The organism is Aeromonas dhakensis, assembly GCF_002285935.1.
GTDB classification, from domain to species: Bacteria; Pseudomonadota; Gammaproteobacteria; order Enterobacterales; family Aeromonadaceae; genus Aeromonas; species Aeromonas dhakensis.
Map to the genome: position 1 here is coordinate 2,026,740 of NZ_CP023141.1, position 16,926 is coordinate 2,043,665.

Below are 16,926 nucleotides of genomic sequence, written 5' to 3' on the forward strand. Positions count from 1 at the left end.
TCACTTGATGACAAACAAGTTGTTTTTAAAAGTGTTTATTTCCAGCAAAAACAGGGTGTTGCACTATTTCAATTGTCGATAGCGAGGCCGGTTCGGATATTTCAAATCGGTGTCGTACGAGCCGTTAAATGCGAAGTTTTTAAGTGAGTAAATCGCCGGTGCGGGTCGGCAAGGTCAGCGGGAGAGGAATAACCAGGGAGAGGCACAGGGGCCAGCCCCCGTGACGAAGGCTGGCGCCGAGCCAGGGAGTGCCGTTATCCCCTTGCTTTCAGCAGCCAGGCCGCTGCCTGATAGGGGGCAAAGGTGGCGGTGGGCTGCCCCGGGTAGTTGCTCATCAGCAGGGGGGCACCGGCCTCCACCTGATCAAGGTGCGGCATGACCTGGGGGCGCGCTGTGAGGTTGGCGAGCAGCAGCAGGGTGTGCCGCTCTCCACTCGCCGAGTCCTGCCAGCAGCGGCGATAGCCGATGCGCTCTGGGTCATCCTCATCCAGTAGCTCGAAGTCACCGTGGCGAATGACCGGATGGGCCTTGCGCAGGGCAATGAGCTGGCGATAGCAGTGAAACGGCGAGTCGGGGCGGGCCAGCTGCTCGGCGGCGTTGATCTCGAGGTGATTGGCGTTGAGGGCAATCCAGGGGGTGGCTGTGCTGAATCCCGCGTGGGGGCCGGCGTCCCACTGCATCGGGGTACGGGCGTTGTCGCGGCCGATGGCATCGAGGCGGCGGGCTAGCTCGGCAGGATCCAGCCCTGACTGGCTGGCGCGGTAGTTGATGGCTTCCACATCGCGCAGCTCGTCCGGCTGCCAGTGAGGGTTGGTCATGGCGAGCTCCTCCCCCTGATAGATGAAGGGGGTGCCCTGCATCAGGTGCAGCACCATGGCCCACAGCTTGGCGCTCACTTCGCGCCACTCGGGCCTGTCATCGCCAAAGCGGGAGACGGCGCGGGGCAGGTCATGGTTGCCGAGAAACAGGCTGTTCCAGCCTCGGCCATGGAGCCCCTGCTGGTGGCGGGCCATGGCCCGCTTGAAGGCGAGGGGGTCGAAGCGGGAGGTCCACTTGTCACTGCCGAGCCCCAGATGCTCGAAGTTGAACACCATGCTGAACTCGCTGCCGTCGGGGTTCGAATAGTTCTGCATATGGGCGAGGTCGGCCCCCCAGGTCTCCCCCACCGTGATGATCCCCTGGCCGCCGAAGCTCTCGGCATTGAGATCGCGGATATAGTCGTGCAGACGGGGGCCGTTGCTCATGGCAAGCCGGTCCCAATCCTTGCTCACCATGTCGATCACATCGAAGCGAAATCCCTTTACTCCTTTGTCCAGCCAGAAGTGGATCACCTCCGCCATTTCGGCGCGCACCGCCGGATTGTCCCAGTCCAGATCGGCCTGGCTCACGTCGAAGTTGTGCAGGTAGTAGCGATCCAGCGCCGGCACGTATTGCCAGCCGCTACCGCCAAAAATCGAGGTGACGGGATGGGCGTCGATGAAGGCCTGATCGCGAAACACGTAGTAGGCCTGATAGCGGGGATCGCCGGCCAGCGCCTGCACAAACCACACGTGCTCGGTGGAGGTGTGGTTGGCGACGATATCCATCATGATGCCGATACCGTGGGCGGCTGCCTCGACTATCAGCTGCTCCATCTCGGCCAGGGTGCCGAAGGCGGGGTCGATGGCGCGGTAATCCGCCACGTCGTAGCCGTTGTCCCGCTTGGGGGAGCGATAGAGGGGGGTGAGCCACAGCATGTCGACCCCCAGAGTGGCCAGATAACCGAGCCGCTGACGAATGCCGTTGATGTCGCCCATGCCGTCGCCATCGCTGTCCTGAAAGCTCATGGGATAGATCTGGTAGATAACGCAACTATCGAGATCGATGTCGGGTGTGTGGAGAGGTCGCGGGTTCATCAGCCGGGCCGGTTGGGGGAAACGATGGTTTATCTTACGCAGATGAGCGGGAAGTCAACAGGGCAGGGAAAAACTTGAAAAGGGTTCCATTGGTGGCTGGTTGTCAGAAGTGAGGGGAGGATCACAACTGGGCCATCCCGACCCACGGGGGTGGGGATGGCCCGGTACCCAGCGGGGATGCCGGGCAAGGAAAGCAGGCTATTGGGCGGCCTTGGCCTGCTCGCTGCGCGGCGCCTGCTGGCGCTCTGCCTTGTCTTGCTGGCGTTCCGCTTGGGCTTCCAGCTCCTTGCCGAGGAAGTAGTTCAGGAAGGTGCGGATCACCGCGATGATGGCGAGACGAATGAGCTCCTCCTTGCTCGGCGCCACCGTGGTGGCCAGGATGTCGGCGGCGAGCTGGAACTCCAGCGCCAGAATGAGCCAGCTGCCGAAACAGAGCCGGATATGGGGAAAGCCGGGCTCGTGATCCCGCACCCGCGCCGCCAGCCAGAGGGTCTTGCCCAGCCCTATCACCACGCAGGCGATGGAGATGATCTCCAGCAGCAGCTGGAACAGCTCGACCCCGTGCATCATGCCCTCTCGCAGGCTCGCTATCTCAAACACTCGGGTCACCTCTCTGATTCAAAAGAGGACACTATTAACACATCGCTCGGCAAAGGCCAAATCTGGCTCAGGTAAGCAGTTTGAATTCAATGACATAGAACGGCGGCAGGGTGGGGTAGATGTCACGGATCACCTGTTTGAGCTCAGGCAGGGTCATGTTCTCCTGGCGGGCGTGCTCGTCGTTCAGTTCATCGAAGGCGACCGCCTTGACCGACAGCACCTCTATGGTGCCAAAGGGCTGGTGCTCCGGGTTGGTGAACAGGGTCAGGCGCTGGCCGGGCTGCCAGTTTGCCTCGCTCTCGTCGCGGATGGTGATGGTCTTGCGGCCGGCCTGGATGTCGGCGACGAAGCGGCTGAAGAAGGTGAACTCGGGGTAGTTTGAAGCAGACATGTTTGAAACAGGCATGGGGACTCCGATGGTAAATGAAGGTCAAAGTTCGAGATAGGCGCGCAGCCTGGCCAGATCGGCGATGACGGGGCCGTCGGGGCCATCGGCGACGATGCCCTGTTCGATCAGCTCCTTGAGGGCGCGCCGATAGACCCGCTCGGTGGTGCCGAAGCGCGCCGCCTCGTGGGCCCGCTTGCGTGAACCCAGCATGGGGGTGCGCTGGCGCTCGCGCCACAGCTCGAAGGCGATGTTGTAGGCGATGGGATGCAGCAGCCGGCTGGTGGTGATGTCCAGGGTATCCAGATAATCGCTGGCGAGCGCCGCGGCGAAGAAGAGGGTCAGCTCGGGCTCGGCCAGCAGCCGTTTGGCCAGCTTGCCTGCGCAGATGACGGCAGCGTCCAGCTCGGTCTCGGCCACCACGCTCCACTGCACCGGGGTGGCGCTGAAGAACTCCATCTCGCCGAAGATCTGCTGGTGGCACTCGATTTCGCCGAGTTGAAACAGCCGTCCCGAGTGCACCGCACTGTTGAGGGAGATGCGACCCTGGGCCACCAGATAGAGGTGCTCACACTGCTCCCCCTGGCGCATGATGGGCTCGCCCGGCAGGTAGCGGCGAGAATAGAGGGTGCAGGCCGTCAGCGCCGCGGCAAAGCGCGGTTCGAGTGCGGCAAGCTCGGTGTGAAAGCGACCGAGCGGATAGGGTTGTTGCTGCATGGAGAAGGCCCGGCTTGACGAGGGCCATGAGGCTAGCAAGGGCGGGGGCAGGATGCCAGCGCTGGTGCCCCCGAATGTGCCGGGCTTAACGTTTTGCCAGGGCCGTTGCGGCCCCGGCAGACCCGCTCTATTGGGTCAGGGCGTGGAGGGCGGCGGCGATGGCCAGTCGCTCGCCGGTCATCATGGCGGCCTCGCTGGCCGCGTAGTCGCTCACCCCCTCCTGCACATCCTGCTCGAAAGCCACCACGTTGCAGAGCACGGCGGCCACCCGCACCTTGCGCAGGCGTCCCACGGCAAGCAGGGAGGCGCTCTCCATGTCCGCCCCGAGCACCCCGCGGGCGTGCCAGTAGCGACACACCTCCTGCTCGTCATCCCGGTAGAAGCTGTCGTGGGAGCGCACCAGACCGTGCCAGTGAGGCTGGCCGCTGGCGTCGAGATGGGCGAGCAGGGCGGCCTGCAGGCGGATGTCGGCGCAGGCGGGGTACTCGGACGGCAGGTAGGCCTGCGAGGCGCCTTCGCTGCGCACCGCCCCCTCCACCACGATAAGGTCCCCCAGCGCGATCTCATGCTGCAGGGCGCCGGCGGAGCCGACCCGGATGAGGGCGCTGGCGCCCGCCTGCACCAGCTCCTCCAGCGCGATGACGGCGGAGGCGCCACCGATACCGGTGCTGCACACCGTAATGGGCAGCCCTTGGTAGCGGCCGTTGATCAGGCGAAACTCCCGGTGCTGGCCCAGCACGTCACACTCATCGAGCTGGCTGGCGATGCGATCGACCCGGGCCGGGTCGCCGCACAGCACCACCCGCTCGGCGATCTGATCCGGGCGGCATTGCAGATGGGGCAGCAGGCTCATGCGATCACTTCCTGTTGCGGACGTTTGGCGCTGACCATCCACAGGCGAGTGCCGTTGGCGGCGATGAACAGCAGGATCAGGTACTCAAGGGACATGGCATAGACCCCCTGGGCGGCATAGACGCCGATGCTGATGATGTTGATGACCACCCAGAGGATCCAGTTCTCCACGTACTTGCGGGTCATCAGGATCTGGGCCACCACGGAGAGCACCGTCATGCTGGCATCCCAGAAGGGGAAGGCATCGGGGGAGGGCTCAGGGGTGGCGAGGTTGGCGCCAAACAGGTTGAGCAGGGCGACCGAGGTGCGCGCCAGGGCGGCGAAGACCGGGTCGATATAGAGGGTCAGCAGGGCGATGGCCAGCACGCTCACGGCGGCGGTGGCGACGAGCTTGGACTTGCTGAGCCAGCGGATCTGCAGGGTGTCCCCCTGGGCATTGGCCGGCCGGGTCCAGGCGTACCAGCCATAGAGGTTGGCGCAGAAGAAGAACAGCTGCAGCAGCAACAGACCGTAGAGCTGGATCTGGAAGAAGATGATGGCAAACAGGCTGACGTTGATGAGCCCGAACAGGTAGTTGATGGTCTTCTCCTGGCTGGCGCACCAGATGCAGGCCAGTCCGAACAGGGTGCCGACGGCTTCGATCCACGACATGGCGTAGCCACCGCCCAGCGGTATGGTCACCAGGGTGTGATTGATGCTGAACCACTCGAATATGCTCATTTTCATTTCCTTGGAAAATAGGGGGGCGTGAACCGGGCCTATTCTAGGGGCGGCATGGGGGTCTTTGCAGGACTTTTGTCCGTGCAGGGCCGAGCCACCTCAAAGAATGGACAAACCGCAAGCAACTTTAGGCCCCCGATGACACCCTGATATGCGATGATGCCCTGCCCTTTATTGACATGTCACAAAATGGGGATGAATGGGCTGTGGTCTGATGGAATCCCCCCGCTGCGGTCGGGGTGGTGTTGAACGAAAGGAGCGAGCGTGAATTCCGAGCTGGTCTGGGTCCTCTGCATGCTGGTGGGCGCCATTTATCTGTTTGTGAGCAACAGGGTCCGCATGGACGTGGTTGCCTTGCTGATCATCATACTGTTCGTGCTGAGCGGCACCCTGACCCTGCCACAGGCGCTGGCGGGGTTCAGCGATCCCAACGTCATCCTGATCGCCGCCCTGTTCGTGGTGGGGGAGGGGCTGGTGCGCACCGGCATCGCCTATCAGGTGGGGGACGCACTGGTGAAGGTAGCCGGCAGCAGCGAGACCCGATTGCTGGTGCTGCTGATGGTGGCGGTCGCCCTGCTGGGGGCCGTGATGAGCAGCACAGGGGTGGTGGCCATCTTCATCCCTGTGGTGCTGAGCGTGGCGAACCGGATGGGGATCCCGGCCGGCCGGCTGATGATGCCGCTCGGCTTTGCCGGCCTCATCAGCGGCATGATGACCCTGGTGGCGACGCCGCCCAACATGGTGGTCAACAGCGAGCTGATGCGCCACGACATCCACGGCTTCGGTTTCTTCGGCTTCACCCCCATGGGGGTCATCATCCTGGGGATGGGGATCCTCTACATGCTGCTGATGCGCACCTCTCTGGTACGTAGCGAGGAGGAGGGCAAGCAAAAGCAGAGCGGGCGCAGTACCATGCGCGATCTCATTCGCGACTACCGGCTGGCCGGGCGTGCGCGCCGGCTGGCTCTGCGGCCCGACTCCCCTCTGATCGGCCAGACCCTGGACGAGCTGCAACTGCGGGCCCGCTACGGGGCCAATGTCATCGGGGTGGAGCGCTGGCGCAAGTTCCGGCGGGTGATGGTGACCGTCTCCGGCGTCACCGAGTTCCAGGCCAAGGACGTGCTGCTCATCGACATGTCCGACCCCGATGCGGACGTGCGGGAGTTCTGCAGCGAGGCGCGGCTCGAACCCATGATCCTGCGCGGGGAGTATTTTTCCGATCAGGCGCGGGAGGTGGGCATGGCGGAGGTGTCGCTCATCCCCGAATCCCGTCTGCTCGGCAAGAGCATCCGCGAGGTGGCGTTTCGCTCCCACTACGGCCTCAACGTGGTGGGGATCCGCCGCGCCGGCGAGGCGCTTGGTGGCAAGCTGGTGGACGAGGCGCTGCAGATGGGGGATACCCTGCTGGTGGTGGGCAACTGGAGCCTGATCCGCCTGCTGCAGACCCACAGCCGCGACTTCCTCTTGCTGGGGCTGCCGGCCGAAGTGGACGAGATGGCGCCAGCCCGCAGTCAGGCCATTCACGCCCTGATCGCGCTCGGGGTCATGATAGTGCTGATGGTGACCGCTCCCGTGCCCAACGTGATAGCGGCGCTGATCGCCTGCCTGCTGATGGGCAAGTTTCGCTGCATCGACATGGAGAGCGCCTACAAGTCCATCCACTGGCCGACCCTGATCCTCATCGTCGGCATGCTGCCCTTCGCGCTCGCGCTGCAACAGACCGGCGGGGTGGATCTCATCGTCGGTGCGCTGATCTCGGCGGTGGGGGAGATGGGGCCGCGGGTGATGCTGGCCAGTCTGTTCGCCCTGTGCGCCATCATCGGGCTGTTCATCTCCAACACCGCGACGGCGGTACTGATGGCCCCGATCGCGCTCGGCACGGCCCAGCAGATGGGGGTCTCCCCCTATCCGTTTGCCATGACCATCGCCATCGCCGCCTCGGCGGCCTTCATGACGCCGGTCTCCTCGCCGGTCAACACCCTGGTGCTGGGCCCTGGCAACTACAAGTTCGTGGACTTCGTGCGCATCGGCGTGCCCTTTACGGCGCTGGTGATGGTGGTGAGCGTCATCGCCATCCCCTGGTTCTTCCCGTTCTGACGACACACGCGACATGGCGGCCTGCGGGCCGCCTTTTTATTGCCCGCAGTAATCTGACATGAAAAGGACGGCATAAAGCGAAAGCCGGGCATGAGCGCCGTCGCAGAGGAGAGCACAAGGCCCAGCCGTTGATACATGGGAGGGGTTGCAGAGGTGCGATGGCATGGAGAGGGGAAGAAGAGTGGCAAACGCCGGATACAAAAAAACCAGCCTGAGCTGGTCTGTTTGGTACTGCTTTCGATGGTGCGGAAGGAGAGACTCGAACTCTCACGCCTAGGGCGCCAGAACCTAAATCTGGTGCGTCTACCAATTTCGCCACTTCCGCAAGAGTAATGGTGGCTATGACGGGATTCGAACCTGTGACCCCCGCATTATGAGTGCGATGCTCTAACCAACTGAGCTACATAGCCGTCTTGTGCACGACTCGTGTCGAATACAAGTAAAAATGGCTGGGGTACTAGGATTCGAACCTAGGGATGGCGAGATCAAAACCCGCTGCCTTACCGCTTGGCGATACCCCAACAGTGTTCTTTGCAATCAGATGATTGAAGGAACGTTTTTCAAAATGGTGGCTATGACGGGATTCGAACCTGTGACCCCCGCATTATGAGTGCGATGCTCTAACCAACTGAGCTACATAGCCGTCTTGTGTACGACTCGCGTCGAATACAAGTAAAAATGGCTGGGGTACTAGGATTCGAACCTAGGGATGGCGAGATCAAAACCCGCTGCCTTACCGCTTGGCGATACCCCAACAGCAATGTCTAACAGAGACTATCAAACATCTTTTTAAAAATGGCTGGGGTACTAGGATTCGAACCTAGGGATGGCGAGATCAAAACCCGCTGCCTTACCGCTTGGCGATACCCCAACAGTGATGCCTGACAGAGTCTATCAAACATCTTTTAACAATGGCCGGGATGCCAGGATTTGAACCTGGACACATCGACGAGTTCAACACCCATCACTGCTTCCCTTGACCTGTCACCGGCACTTTAATGCCGACAACTGAAATAATGGCTGGGGTACTAGGATTCGAACCTAGGGATGGCGAGATCAAAACCCGCTGCCTTACCGCTTGGCGATACCCCAACTAGAAATGGTGGCTATGACGGGATTCGAACCTGTGACCCCCGCATTATGAGTGCGATGCTCTAACCAACTGAGCTACATAGCCAACCTTGCTTCCAGTGCCTCGTTGCCTCGTCACTGTGCGGGCCGAATTATGCGTATCTGGCTCTGGGGCGTCAACCCTTTTTTTGTTTGAAAAAACGAATTTGAGTGCGTTTGGCGAGTTATTGGTCGCTGTCGCGCAAAAGCCCAACAATCTGGTTTTTTTTACGACATATCCAGCAGATAGGGACTTGGGCCAGATAAAAAAAGAGGCCAGCAAATGCTGGCCTCTCATGGGATTAGACGTTGAACAGGAAGTTCATGATATCGCCATCCTTGACGATGTAATCCTTCCCTTCGGCGCGCATCTTGCCCGCTTCCTTGGCGCCTTGCTCACCCTTGTAGGCGATAAAGTCTTCGAAGGCGATGGTTTGGGCACGAATAAAGCCTTTTTCGAAGTCGGTGTGGATCTTGCCCGCGGCCTGCGGGGCGGTGGCGCCCACCGGAATGGTCCAGGCACGCACTTCCTTCACGCCGGCGGTGAAGTAGGTCTGCAGCTTGAGCAGCTCGTAACCGGAGCGGATCACCCGGTTCAGGCCCGGCTCTTCAATGCCCAGATCCGCCATGAACTCGGCGCGATCTTCGTCGTCCAGCTCGGCGATGTCCGCTTCGATGGCGCAGCAGACCACCACCACGACGGCGTTCTCGGCGGCGGCGATTTCACGCACCTGATCCAGGTAGGGGTTGTTCTCGAAGCCATCTTCCGCCACGTTGGCGATGTACATGGTGGGCTTGAGGGTCAGGAAGTTGAGGTGGCTGACGGCGGCCAGTTCGTCCTTGTCCAGCTTCATGCCGCGGATCATCTGGCCGTCTTCCAGTGCCACCTTGATCTTCTCCAGCACTTCCACTTCCAGCTTGGCATCCTTGTCGCCGCCCTTGGCGCGCTTGGACTGGCGGTTGATGGCGCGCTCGCAGGCATCCAGATCGGAGAGAGCCAGCTCGGTGTTGATCACCTCGATGTCGTCAGCCGGGGAGACCTTGCCCGCCACGTGAACGATGTTCTCGTCCTCGAAGCAGCGCACCACGTGACCGATGGCCTCGGTTTCACGGATGTTGGCCAGGAACTGGTTGCCGAGGCCCTCGCCCTTGGAGGCACCGGCCACCAGGCCGGCGATGTCCACGAATTCCATGGTGGTCGGCACAACGCGTTGCGGATTGATGATGGCCGCCAGCTGGTCGAGGCGGGGATCCGGCATCGGTACCACGCCGGTGTTCGGCTCGATGGTGCAGAACGGGAAGTTGGCGGCTTCGATGCCGGCCTTGGTCAGCGCGTTGAACAGGGTGGATTTGCCTACATTGGGCAGGCCCACGATACCGCATTTAAAACCCATGGATTGTTACCTTACGTGATGGATGCTGTGTGAGGGCCGCGCGGGCAGCCCTGTCATATTGTGCGAGCCTGACGCGTGTCAGGCATCTCTATTCAGACTTTCTCGGCCTTGAAGCTGTGCAGCCGGTTCATGGCCTTGGTCATGTCCTGCTTGAACAGAATGTCGGTGGCGCGCAGGGATTCGTCGAGCGCGGCGTCGATCAGGCTCTGCTCGCTGCTGGGCGCCTTGGTCAGCACGAAACCGGCAACCAGCTCCTTGGCGCCCGGGTGACCTATCCCCAGCCGCAGCCGGAAGAAATTGTTGTTGTTGCCCATCTTGGCAATGATGTCCTTGAGGCCGTTGTGGCCGCCGTGTCCGCCGCCCTGCTTGAATTTGGCGATGCCGGGGGGCAGATCCAGCTCATCGTGGGCCACCAGCATGGCTTCCGGTTCGATCTGGTAGAAGCGGGCCAGCGCGGCCACCGCCTTGCCGGAGAGATTCATGTAGGTGTTCGGGATGAGCAGACGCACATCCTGGCCATCCACCTGGATGCGGGCGGTGTGGCCGAAGAACTTGGGCTCTTCGCGCAGGCTGACATTGTGCCAGCGTGCCAGTTGCTCCACATACCAGGCGCCCGCGTTGTGGCGAGTCTTGGCATATTCCGGGCCGGGATTGCCCAGCCCCACGATCAGTTTGATTTGGCTTGTCACGCTTGATTTCTTCACTCGCTGCTTGCAATGGGCCGACTGCCCAGGGCAATGGGACGCAATATTCTAGCCGCCGACTGGCGATCACTCAACCAAAGCTCGGCCAGTGCCGGGGAAAAGCGGGGAACCGGTGGCCAACGGCAGCAAAACGGGCCCCAGTGCGGGGCCCGTTTTGTGTCTTGCCTGCGGGGGCCGGGTTACTGCTCGGCACGCACCAGGGTGACTGTCTCTTCTGCCAGCGCCGTCAGGGTCGGGCGCTGTTCGCGCACATACTGCACGAAGGAGGTAGCGTCGGTGCCGCAATCCACGCCGCTTGCCTTGCAGTCAAGCTGATGGCCGGCGGCATAGCGGGCGCTCAGCTGATCGCCGCTCTGCTCCACCCGCTCGACCGGGAAGCCGGTCAATTTGCCATCCTGCCAGGCGAGATCCAGCCGCTCGGCTTGCTGCGCCTGGGCGCGGGCCAGCGCCTGCCAGCCATCGTTGCCGTTGGCGCTGTAGGCGTTCATTACCACCCGGTAGCGCGTCGCATCCACCAGATCCAGCCACTGGCCGTCAGCGTCCTGCCACTGCAGCTGGGTCAGGGCGCCGCCCTTGCCCGGGGTGGTCTCGGTGAAGGTGTAGCGCAGGTGGCCGCCGTAGGGGAACTTGCCGGCGTGGGCGCTGGCGGGCAGGGTGGCGGTGATGGTCTCGGTCAAGAGGGCGCGCACCTCGGCGCCGCTCAGGGTGAGCACCGAAAGCTGGTTCTTGAACGGCAGCAGGGTGAGCGCGGCATCCCCTTCGCGCAGCTCGCCGGCCGGCAGATCGGCGCGCACGCCGCCCACCGCCAGCAAGGCGAAGTGGACCGGACCGCCGGTCAGCGCCTGCACCGCCGGGGTATTGGCCCAGTAGTACTGCCCTTCGGCCACTAGCGGGGCGACGTCGGAGCCGTGGCTGTCGCTGCCATTGTCGCCGGGGCGGCGGGCATTTTGCAGGGCGGCCGGCACGGTGGCGATGACGGGGCCGAACGCCTGCTCCAGAGCGGGCTTGTAGTGGCTGTCGATGATGCCGCGCAGGCGCGGATCTTCATCCACGGTCACCAGGTTGGGCTGAGCGTCGATGAACTTGCCGGCCTGCTTGCTGCGGGCCTCATCCAGTGTCTGCTTGCGGGCGGGGTCGGCGAAGAAATCGCGACTGGCCAGCAGCTGGTTCTGACCCTGACAAGAGATGACCCGGCCCTGGGCGTCGAAACTGACCCGGGCCAGCCCGATGGCCTGGGCATAGGAGCCGGCCTGTACCACGCAGGTCATGCCGACCCCGTCCGGGTTGGTGACCAGCTGTGCATACTCGCCGGTGTTGCCCCAGCCGATGTTGCGAAAATCGCCGAGCAGGCTGTGGGAGTGGCCACCGACGATGGCGTCGATGCCGTTCACCTTGGCCGCCAGCGCCAGATCCCGCTGGTTGCCGATGTGGGTGAGCGCCACTATGTGGTCGATGCCGTGCTGGCGCAGCAGATCCACCGTGGCCTGGGCCGAGGTGACTTCATTGCCGAACCGCAGCTTGCCGACGTTGGGGGAGATGTTGGCCATGTCCTCCAGCACCAGTCCCATCACGGCGACCAGCTGCTTGCCCTGGGGCAGGTTGTTGATGTCGGTGACCGGGCTCTTCTGGTTGCCGTCGAAGGCGTAGATGACGAACGGCTTGAGGTTGGCGGCGTGGCGCAGATCCGGGTCGTCGCGGGTATCCAGGTTGGCGGCCAGCACCGGGAAGTTGACCCCCTTGATGAAGCGGGCCAGTTTCTGGTTGTCGAGATCGAATTCGTGGTTGCCCAGCGCCATGGCGTCGAGGCCGAACTGGCTCAGCAGCTCGGCGTTGGCCATCCCCTCGTTGAGCTTGAAGTAGCCGCTGCCCTGCCAGGCATCACCGCCGTGCAGCAGCAGGAGCGGCTGGTTCTTGGCCAGCGCGTCGGCCTGGAAGGATTTCGCCATGGTGAGCAGGCGCGGATAGCCGCCGAAGCGGGTGTAGAGGGTGTCGGTTTCCCCCTGCTTGCCAAAGAGAGGCCCCTTCAGCTCGGCGTTGACCGGGTCAAACTGGGAGTGGGTGTCGTTCATGTGAGCAAGAGTCAGCACGAAAGGCTGGTTTTCATTGTTGGGCTGACAGGCGAACAGGAAGCTGCAGAAGGCGAGGAGCAGCAGCGGGCGCAAGCGATTCATGGAACAATCCTTAACCTGCGACGGGGCAGGGCAGTACCGGGTGTAACTGGGACTAGAAAGACAAAAACCGCCAGCTGGCGGTTTTTGTCACAACAGGGTCTATCAATGCTCAAACATGGCAGAGATGGACTCTTCGTTGCTGATGCGGCGAATGGCTTCGGCCAGCACGGAAGAGAGCGTCAGCTGCTTGACCTTGTCGACCGCCTTCATCTCCGCGGTGAGCGGGATGGAGTCGGTGATGATCAGTTCGTCGATCACGGAGTTCTTGATGTTCTCCACGGCGGAACCGGAGAAGACCGGGTGAGTGGCGTAGGCGAATACACGCTTGGCGCCGCGCTCTTTCAGTGCTTCTGCGGCTTTGCACAGGGTGCCGCCGGTGTCGATCATGTCGTCGACGATGATGCAGTCGCGGCCGGCCACGTCACCGATCAGGTGCATGACCTGGGAGACGTTCGGGCGGGGACGACGCTTGTCGATGATGGCGATGTCGGTATCGTCCAGCAGCTTGGCGATGGCACGGGCACGTACCACGCCGCCGATGTCCGGCGACACGACCACGGGGGATTCGAGGTTCTTGGACTTCATGTCTTCCAGCAGCACCGGGCTGCCGAACACGTTGTCGACCGGGACGTCGAAGAAGCCCTGGATTTGCTCGGCATGCAGGTCAACGGTCAGCACGCGATCCACACCGACGCTGGAGAGGAAGTCGGCGACGACCTTGGCGGTGATGGGAACACGGGCGGAGCGGACGCGGCGGTCCTGACGGGCATAGCCAAAGTAGGGAATTACGGCAGTGATACGGCCAGCTGAAGCACGACGCAGAGCATCCACCATCACGATCAATTCCATCAAATTGTCGTTGGTCGGGGCACAGGTGGATTGAATGATGAAGATATCGCCACCACGTACATTCTCGTTGATCTGTACGCTGATCTCGCCGTCGCTAAAGCGACCTACGGCAGCATTGCCGAGTTTGATAAACAGGCGATCTGCGATCTTCTGGGCTAGTTCCGGCGTTGCGTTACCAGCAAACAGCTTCATGTCAGGCACGGTTTGAAACCTCGGGGTTGCATCCAGTATGTGGGGAGTCTGATTAGACCCTTATCGTTTGGGGGCAAACGATTTATCAAGTTGACGGGTCAGACCACTATAGGCTGCTTTCAGGTCAGGTGCCCACGTTACATGCGGCAAGCCGGTTGAGCGTCGTGCTGGTCGACGCCCCGTCATCCATGATGACCAGTGACCTTCCGACAACGAGAGGGTAACGATGGGTGCTGCAACCGGCGAGGGGGAGTGTGCACTCCCGGCAAGACTGCTGCGGCAGGTGAATCGATATACCCTGTTCGATGTTCAGGAGATGGCTGGGGTACTAGGATTCGAACCTAGGAATGGCGAGATCAAAACCCGCTGCCTTACCGCTTGGCGATACCCCAATCACTGACTTGTTGCAATGTAGCGAAGAGTGGTGATATGTTCTCGCCCTTGGCGACAAATCCATCCCACTCTCTCGGCACTTTTGCCAACACTTCCCGAGCAGCCACTTCGTCTTCAAACTGAGCAAAGACGCAGGCTCCTGTGCCCGTCATTCTTGACGGCGCGTATTCTAGCAACCAGCCGAGCGCATTGGCAACCTCGGGGTGGCGCTTTTTCACCAGCAATTCGCAATCGTTTTTCCACTCCCCTTCCAGCAGATTGTGCAATGCCATTTTCGGGGTATCTCTGGGCAGGTCCGGATCCTGGAACACGGCGGCGGTCGCCACATGGCAATCAGGCTTGAGCACCAGATACCAGGCGCTCGGCAACTCGACCGGCTGCAGCCGCTCACCGACCCCCTCGGCAAAGGCGGCCTTGCCGCGCACGAACACCGGCACGTCGGCCCCCAGCTGCACGCCAAGCTCCGCCAGCGCGTCTTCGCTCAAACCGGCCTGCCAGAGGTAGTTGAGGGCCACTAACGTGGTGGCGGCGTCCGACGAACCACCGCCGATGCCACCGCCCATGGGCAGCACCTTCTCCAGCCTGATATGGGCCCCCTGCGGGCTCGGCAGCCTGGCCTGCAGCAGACGGGCGGCGCGGATGATGAGGTTCTGTTCATCGGGCACGCCGGGAATGGCGGGGCTCAGGGTGAGCAAGTCGGTATCGGTGAGCGGCTCGAACTCGAGCCAGTCGCCGTGGTTGAGGAAGATGAACAGGGTCTGCAGCTCGTGGTAGCCGTCCGGGCGACGGCCGTTGACGTGCAAAAAGAGATTGAGTTTGGCCGGAGCCGGCCAGCGCATGGCGCTCATGGGGGAGTCCTTGTCGATGGCCGCCATCAGCGGGTGATGGTCCACTGGTTGATCTGCAGCTTGAGGCGGCTGTCCTGGCCGGTCATGGTGAGCAGGTGCGGCAGGCGATAGCCGTCCTGATCCCGGTAGTCGCCATAGACGATCTGCCACTGACCGTCACGCACGCTGGCCAGACTGCGGTCGGGGTTGAGCTCGAACTCGGCCTCGCCCGGCAAGCCCTTGATCCACGCCGGCAGCCCGGCCACCGGAATGTTCCAGCCGGTGAGCTGATAGACGAGCGCCTCGGCATCCTGGCTCTGGTGCGGGTTGCCCTCGTTGTCGATCAGGGTGATCTCGCCCTTGCTGCGGGAGAGCTCCAGGATGTGGGTGCCGATCAGGCTGGTGAGGTTGAGGCGATAGTCGTCGCCATCCTGCTGCCAGTTGACTCGGGCGCTGCCCTTCTGCTGGGCGGTGATGATGGCCATCTTGCCAGACAGCTGCCAGTGGGTCAGTTGCTCGAGCCGGGTACGCTCCTGCTGCCAGTTGACCTGATCGCGTTGGGGTTGGGTAGTGGCGCAACCGGCCAGCAACAGCAGGCAGCCAAGGGTGAAAAGACGCAACAACAAGGTCATGCTCCGGAAAAGGTGATTTGGCACAGTATACGGGGGGGTCGTATTGCTTTTAAAGACTTACCCTTTCTCGTACAATTGGCAGCCTTTACTCCCTGCGCACAGATACGATCCACGCCCACTCATGAGTTTGCTTGCCCTCGGAATCAACCACAACACCGCCAGTGTCGCCTTGCGGGAGCGGGTCGCCTTCGGCCCGGACTGCATCGATCGCGCCTTGCGTGAGCTGGTCGCCCAACCCGGTGTAAGCGAGGCGGTGATCGTCTCGACCTGCAACCGCACCGAGCTTTACTGCAGCCTGGAGCAGGGGCAGGGCGAGCAGGTGTTGCAGTGGCTGCAGCGGTTTCACGACCTGGATGCGGCCGAGGTGGTCTCCGCCATCTACCGGCATCAGGACGAGGAGGCGGTCCGCCACCTGATGCGGGTGGCCTGCGGGCTCGACTCCCTGGTGTTGGGAGAGCCGCAGATCCTGGGGCAGATCAAGCAATCCTATGCCCATGCCCAGCAATCCGAGGCGGTGAAGGGGGCGCTGGAGCGTTTGTTCCAGAAATCCTTCTCGGTGGCCAAGCGGGTGCGCACCGATACCGAGATCGGCGCCAGCGCCGTGTCGGTGGCCTTTGCCGCGGTGAGCCTAGGGCGGCGGATCTTCTCCGATCTCTCCCAGACCAAGGTGCTGCTGGTCGGCGCCGGCGAGACCATCGAACTGGTGGCCCGCCACCTGCGCGAGCAGAACGTCACCCAGATGATGGTGGCCAACCGCACCCTGCAGCGGGCTCAGTTGCTGGCCGAGGAGTTCGGCGCCCAGGTGATGACGCTCGAAGAGATCCCGGACTACCTGCACGAGGCGGACATCGTCATCAGCTCCACCGCGAGCCCCTTGCCCATCATCGGCAAAGGCATGGTGGAGCGGGCGCTCAAGGCCCGCCGCTTCAAGCCCATGTTTCTGGTGGACATCGCCGTGCCCCGCGACATCGAGGCGGAGGTGGACGAGCTCTCGGACGCCTATCTCTACACGGTGGACGACCTGCAGGGCATCATCGAGCAGAATCTCGAGACCCGCAAACGGGCCGCCGCCGAGGCCGAGCTCATCGTGCAGGAAGAGCGCGATGACTTCATGGGCTGGTATCGCAGCCTCCACTCGGTGGATCTCATCCGCGATTACCGTCACCAGTCCCAACAGGTGGCTGACGAAGAGCTGCAGCGCGCCCTGCTGGCCCTGCAACAGGGCGAGCCTGCCGAGCAGGCGCTCAAGGCGCTGGCCCACCGCCTCACCAACAAGTTGATCCACGCACCGACCCAGGCCCTGCGCCAGGCCGCCGCCCAGGGGGATCACCATCAGCTGGCCCAGTTGCGCCAGGTGCTGGGGTTGTCACAAGAGTCATAGTTTGGGG

At 62.4% G+C, this 16,926-nt stretch carries 14 protein-coding genes and 9 tRNA genes; 2 read left to right on the forward strand and 21 right to left on the reverse strand.

The window, feature by feature from the left end:
- Positions 1-254: 254 nt before the first annotated feature.
- The 6 genes from CK627_RS09905 to pnuC all read right to left on the reverse strand — a co-directional run bounded on the left by CK627_RS09905 (position 255) and on the right by pnuC (position 5,169).
- Positions 255-1,895, reverse strand: a complete 1,641-nt coding sequence (locus tag CK627_RS09905) for an alpha-glucosidase (RefSeq protein ID WP_095592237.1) — start codon at positions 1,893-1,895, stop codon at positions 255-257.
- 198 nt (positions 1,896-2,093) lie between these two features.
- Positions 2,094-2,495: a DUF1622 domain-containing protein gene (locus CK627_RS09910; RefSeq protein WP_025201315.1), complete on the reverse strand. Its 402-nt coding sequence runs from the start codon at positions 2,493-2,495 to the stop codon at positions 2,094-2,096.
- 67 nt (positions 2,496-2,562) lie between these two features.
- The gene (gene yqfB / locus CK627_RS09915) at positions 2,563-2,886 is read right to left on the reverse strand and encodes a N(4)-acetylcytidine aminohydrolase (RefSeq protein ID WP_095592238.1); all 324 of its coding nucleotides are present in this window, start codon (positions 2,884-2,886) and stop codon (positions 2,563-2,565) included.
- Between the two features lie 39 nt (positions 2,887-2,925).
- On the reverse strand, positions 2,926-3,597 hold the full coding sequence (locus CK627_RS09920) for a Crp/Fnr family transcriptional regulator (protein WP_167385312.1): 672 nt from the start codon (positions 3,595-3,597) through the stop codon (positions 2,926-2,928).
- A 127-nt stretch (positions 3,598-3,724) separates the two neighbouring features.
- Complete coding sequence (locus CK627_RS09925) at positions 3,725-4,450, reverse strand: nucleoside phosphorylase (RefSeq protein ID WP_095592240.1); 726 nt, start codon at positions 4,448-4,450, stop codon at positions 3,725-3,727.
- Positions 4,447-5,169, reverse strand: a complete 723-nt coding sequence (pnuC, locus tag CK627_RS09930) for a nicotinamide riboside transporter PnuC (RefSeq protein WP_010633219.1) — start codon at positions 5,167-5,169, stop codon at positions 4,447-4,449. Before pnuC ends, CK627_RS09925 begins: the two co-directional genes overlap by 4 nt.
- 264 nt (positions 5,170-5,433) lie before the next feature.
- Between pnuC and CK627_RS09935 the strand changes: the two genes are divergently transcribed.
- Complete coding sequence (locus CK627_RS09935) at positions 5,434-7,266, forward strand: SLC13 family permease (protein WP_095592241.1); 1,833 nt, start codon at positions 5,434-5,436, stop codon at positions 7,264-7,266.
- 241 nt (positions 7,267-7,507) lie between these two features.
- On the opposite strand, the gene CK627_RS09940 is transcribed toward CK627_RS09935, so the two are convergent.
- The 15 genes from CK627_RS09940 to lolB all read right to left on the reverse strand — a co-directional run bounded on the left by CK627_RS09940 (position 7,508) and on the right by lolB (position 15,538).
- Positions 7,508-7,591: transfer RNA gene (locus tag CK627_RS09940), tRNA-Leu, on the reverse strand.
- A gap of 8 nt (positions 7,592-7,599) precedes the next feature.
- Positions 7,600-7,676, reverse strand: a tRNA-Met gene (locus CK627_RS09945).
- 36 nt (positions 7,677-7,712) lie between these two features.
- Positions 7,713-7,787 (reverse strand) — tRNA-Gln (locus CK627_RS09950).
- Between the two features lie 45 nt (positions 7,788-7,832).
- Positions 7,833-7,909: transfer RNA gene (locus CK627_RS09955), tRNA-Met, on the reverse strand.
- A 36-nt stretch (positions 7,910-7,945) separates the two neighbouring features.
- Positions 7,946-8,020, reverse strand: a tRNA-Gln gene (locus CK627_RS09960).
- A gap of 42 nt (positions 8,021-8,062) precedes the next feature.
- Positions 8,063-8,137 (reverse strand) — tRNA-Gln (locus tag CK627_RS09965).
- Between the two features lie 146 nt (positions 8,138-8,283).
- Positions 8,284-8,358 (reverse strand) — tRNA-Gln (locus CK627_RS09970).
- An 8-nt stretch (positions 8,359-8,366) separates the two neighbouring features.
- A tRNA-Met gene (locus tag CK627_RS09975) sits at positions 8,367-8,443 on the reverse strand.
- Between the two features lie 235 nt (positions 8,444-8,678).
- Complete coding sequence (gene ychF, locus CK627_RS09980; protein ID WP_005298458.1) at positions 8,679-9,770, reverse strand: redox-regulated ATPase YchF; 1,092 nt, start codon at positions 9,768-9,770, stop codon at positions 8,679-8,681.
- Between the two features lie 92 nt (positions 9,771-9,862).
- The gene (pth, locus tag CK627_RS09985; protein WP_017765021.1) at positions 9,863-10,459 is read right to left on the reverse strand and encodes an aminoacyl-tRNA hydrolase; all 597 of its coding nucleotides are present in this window, start codon (positions 10,457-10,459) and stop codon (positions 9,863-9,865) included.
- A gap of 194 nt (positions 10,460-10,653) precedes the next feature.
- Entirely contained in the window at positions 10,654-12,645 is a 1,992-nt protein-coding gene (locus CK627_RS09990; protein ID WP_095592242.1) for a bifunctional metallophosphatase/5'-nucleotidase, read from the reverse strand.
- 102 nt (positions 12,646-12,747) lie between these two features.
- Entirely contained in the window at positions 12,748-13,695 is a 948-nt protein-coding gene (locus CK627_RS09995; RefSeq protein ID WP_005298464.1) for a ribose-phosphate pyrophosphokinase, read from the reverse strand.
- Positions 13,696-14,003: 308 nt separating this feature from the next.
- Positions 14,004-14,078 (reverse strand) — tRNA-Gln (locus CK627_RS10000).
- The gene (gene ispE, locus CK627_RS10005; protein ID WP_082038453.1) at positions 14,058-14,927 is read right to left on the reverse strand and encodes a 4-(cytidine 5'-diphospho)-2-C-methyl-D-erythritol kinase; all 870 of its coding nucleotides are present in this window, start codon (positions 14,925-14,927) and stop codon (positions 14,058-14,060) included. The genes CK627_RS10000 and ispE overlap by 21 nt, the downstream gene beginning before the upstream one ends.
- A 26-nt stretch (positions 14,928-14,953) precedes the next feature.
- Positions 14,954-15,538, reverse strand: coding sequence for a lipoprotein insertase outer membrane protein LolB (gene lolB, locus CK627_RS10010; RefSeq protein WP_095592243.1), 585 nt, complete (start codon positions 15,536-15,538; stop codon positions 14,954-14,956).
- A gap of 121 nt (positions 15,539-15,659) precedes the next feature.
- On the opposite strand from lolB, the gene hemA reads away from it, so the two are divergent.
- Positions 15,660-16,919 carry a glutamyl-tRNA reductase gene (hemA, locus tag CK627_RS10015; RefSeq protein ID WP_017765025.1) on the forward strand — a complete coding sequence of 420 codons (1,260 nt, stop codon included), beginning with the start codon at positions 15,660-15,662 and terminating at the stop codon, positions 16,917-16,919.
- Positions 16,920-16,926: the final 7 nt, after the last annotated feature.

Bases quoted from the DNA above. Each gene is read 5' to 3' on its own strand.
- CK627_RS09905 (WP_095592237.1), bottom strand. From the start codon at position 1,895: ATGAACCCGCGACCTCTCCACACACCCGACATCGATCTCGATAGTTGC.
- yqfB (WP_095592238.1), bottom strand. From the start codon at position 2,886: ATGTCTGCTTCAAACTACCCCGAGTTCACCTTCTTCAGCCGCTTCGTC.
- CK627_RS09920 (WP_167385312.1), bottom strand. From the start codon at position 3,597: ATGCAGCAACAACCCTATCCGCTCGGTCGCTTTCACACCGAGCTTGCC.
- CK627_RS09925 (WP_095592240.1), bottom strand. From the start codon at position 4,450: ATGAGCCTGCTGCCCCATCTGCAATGCCGCCCGGATCAGATCGCCGAG.
- pnuC (WP_010633219.1), bottom strand. From the start codon at position 5,169: ATGAGCATATTCGAGTGGTTCAGCATCAATCACACCCTGGTGACCATA.
- ychF (WP_005298458.1), bottom strand. From the start codon at position 9,770: ATGGGTTTTAAATGCGGTATCGTGGGCCTGCCCAATGTAGGCAAATCC.
- CK627_RS09990 (WP_095592242.1), bottom strand. From the start codon at position 12,645: ATGAATCGCTTGCGCCCGCTGCTGCTCCTCGCCTTCTGCAGCTTCCTG.
- ispE (WP_082038453.1), bottom strand. From the start codon at position 14,927: ATGAGCGCCATGCGCTGGCCGGCTCCGGCCAAACTCAATCTCTTTTTG.
- lolB (WP_095592243.1), bottom strand. From the start codon at position 15,538: ATGACCTTGTTGTTGCGTCTTTTCACCCTTGGCTGCCTGCTGTTGCTG.
- hemA (WP_017765025.1), top strand. From the start codon at position 15,660: ATGAGTTTGCTTGCCCTCGGAATCAACCACAACACCGCCAGTGTCGCC.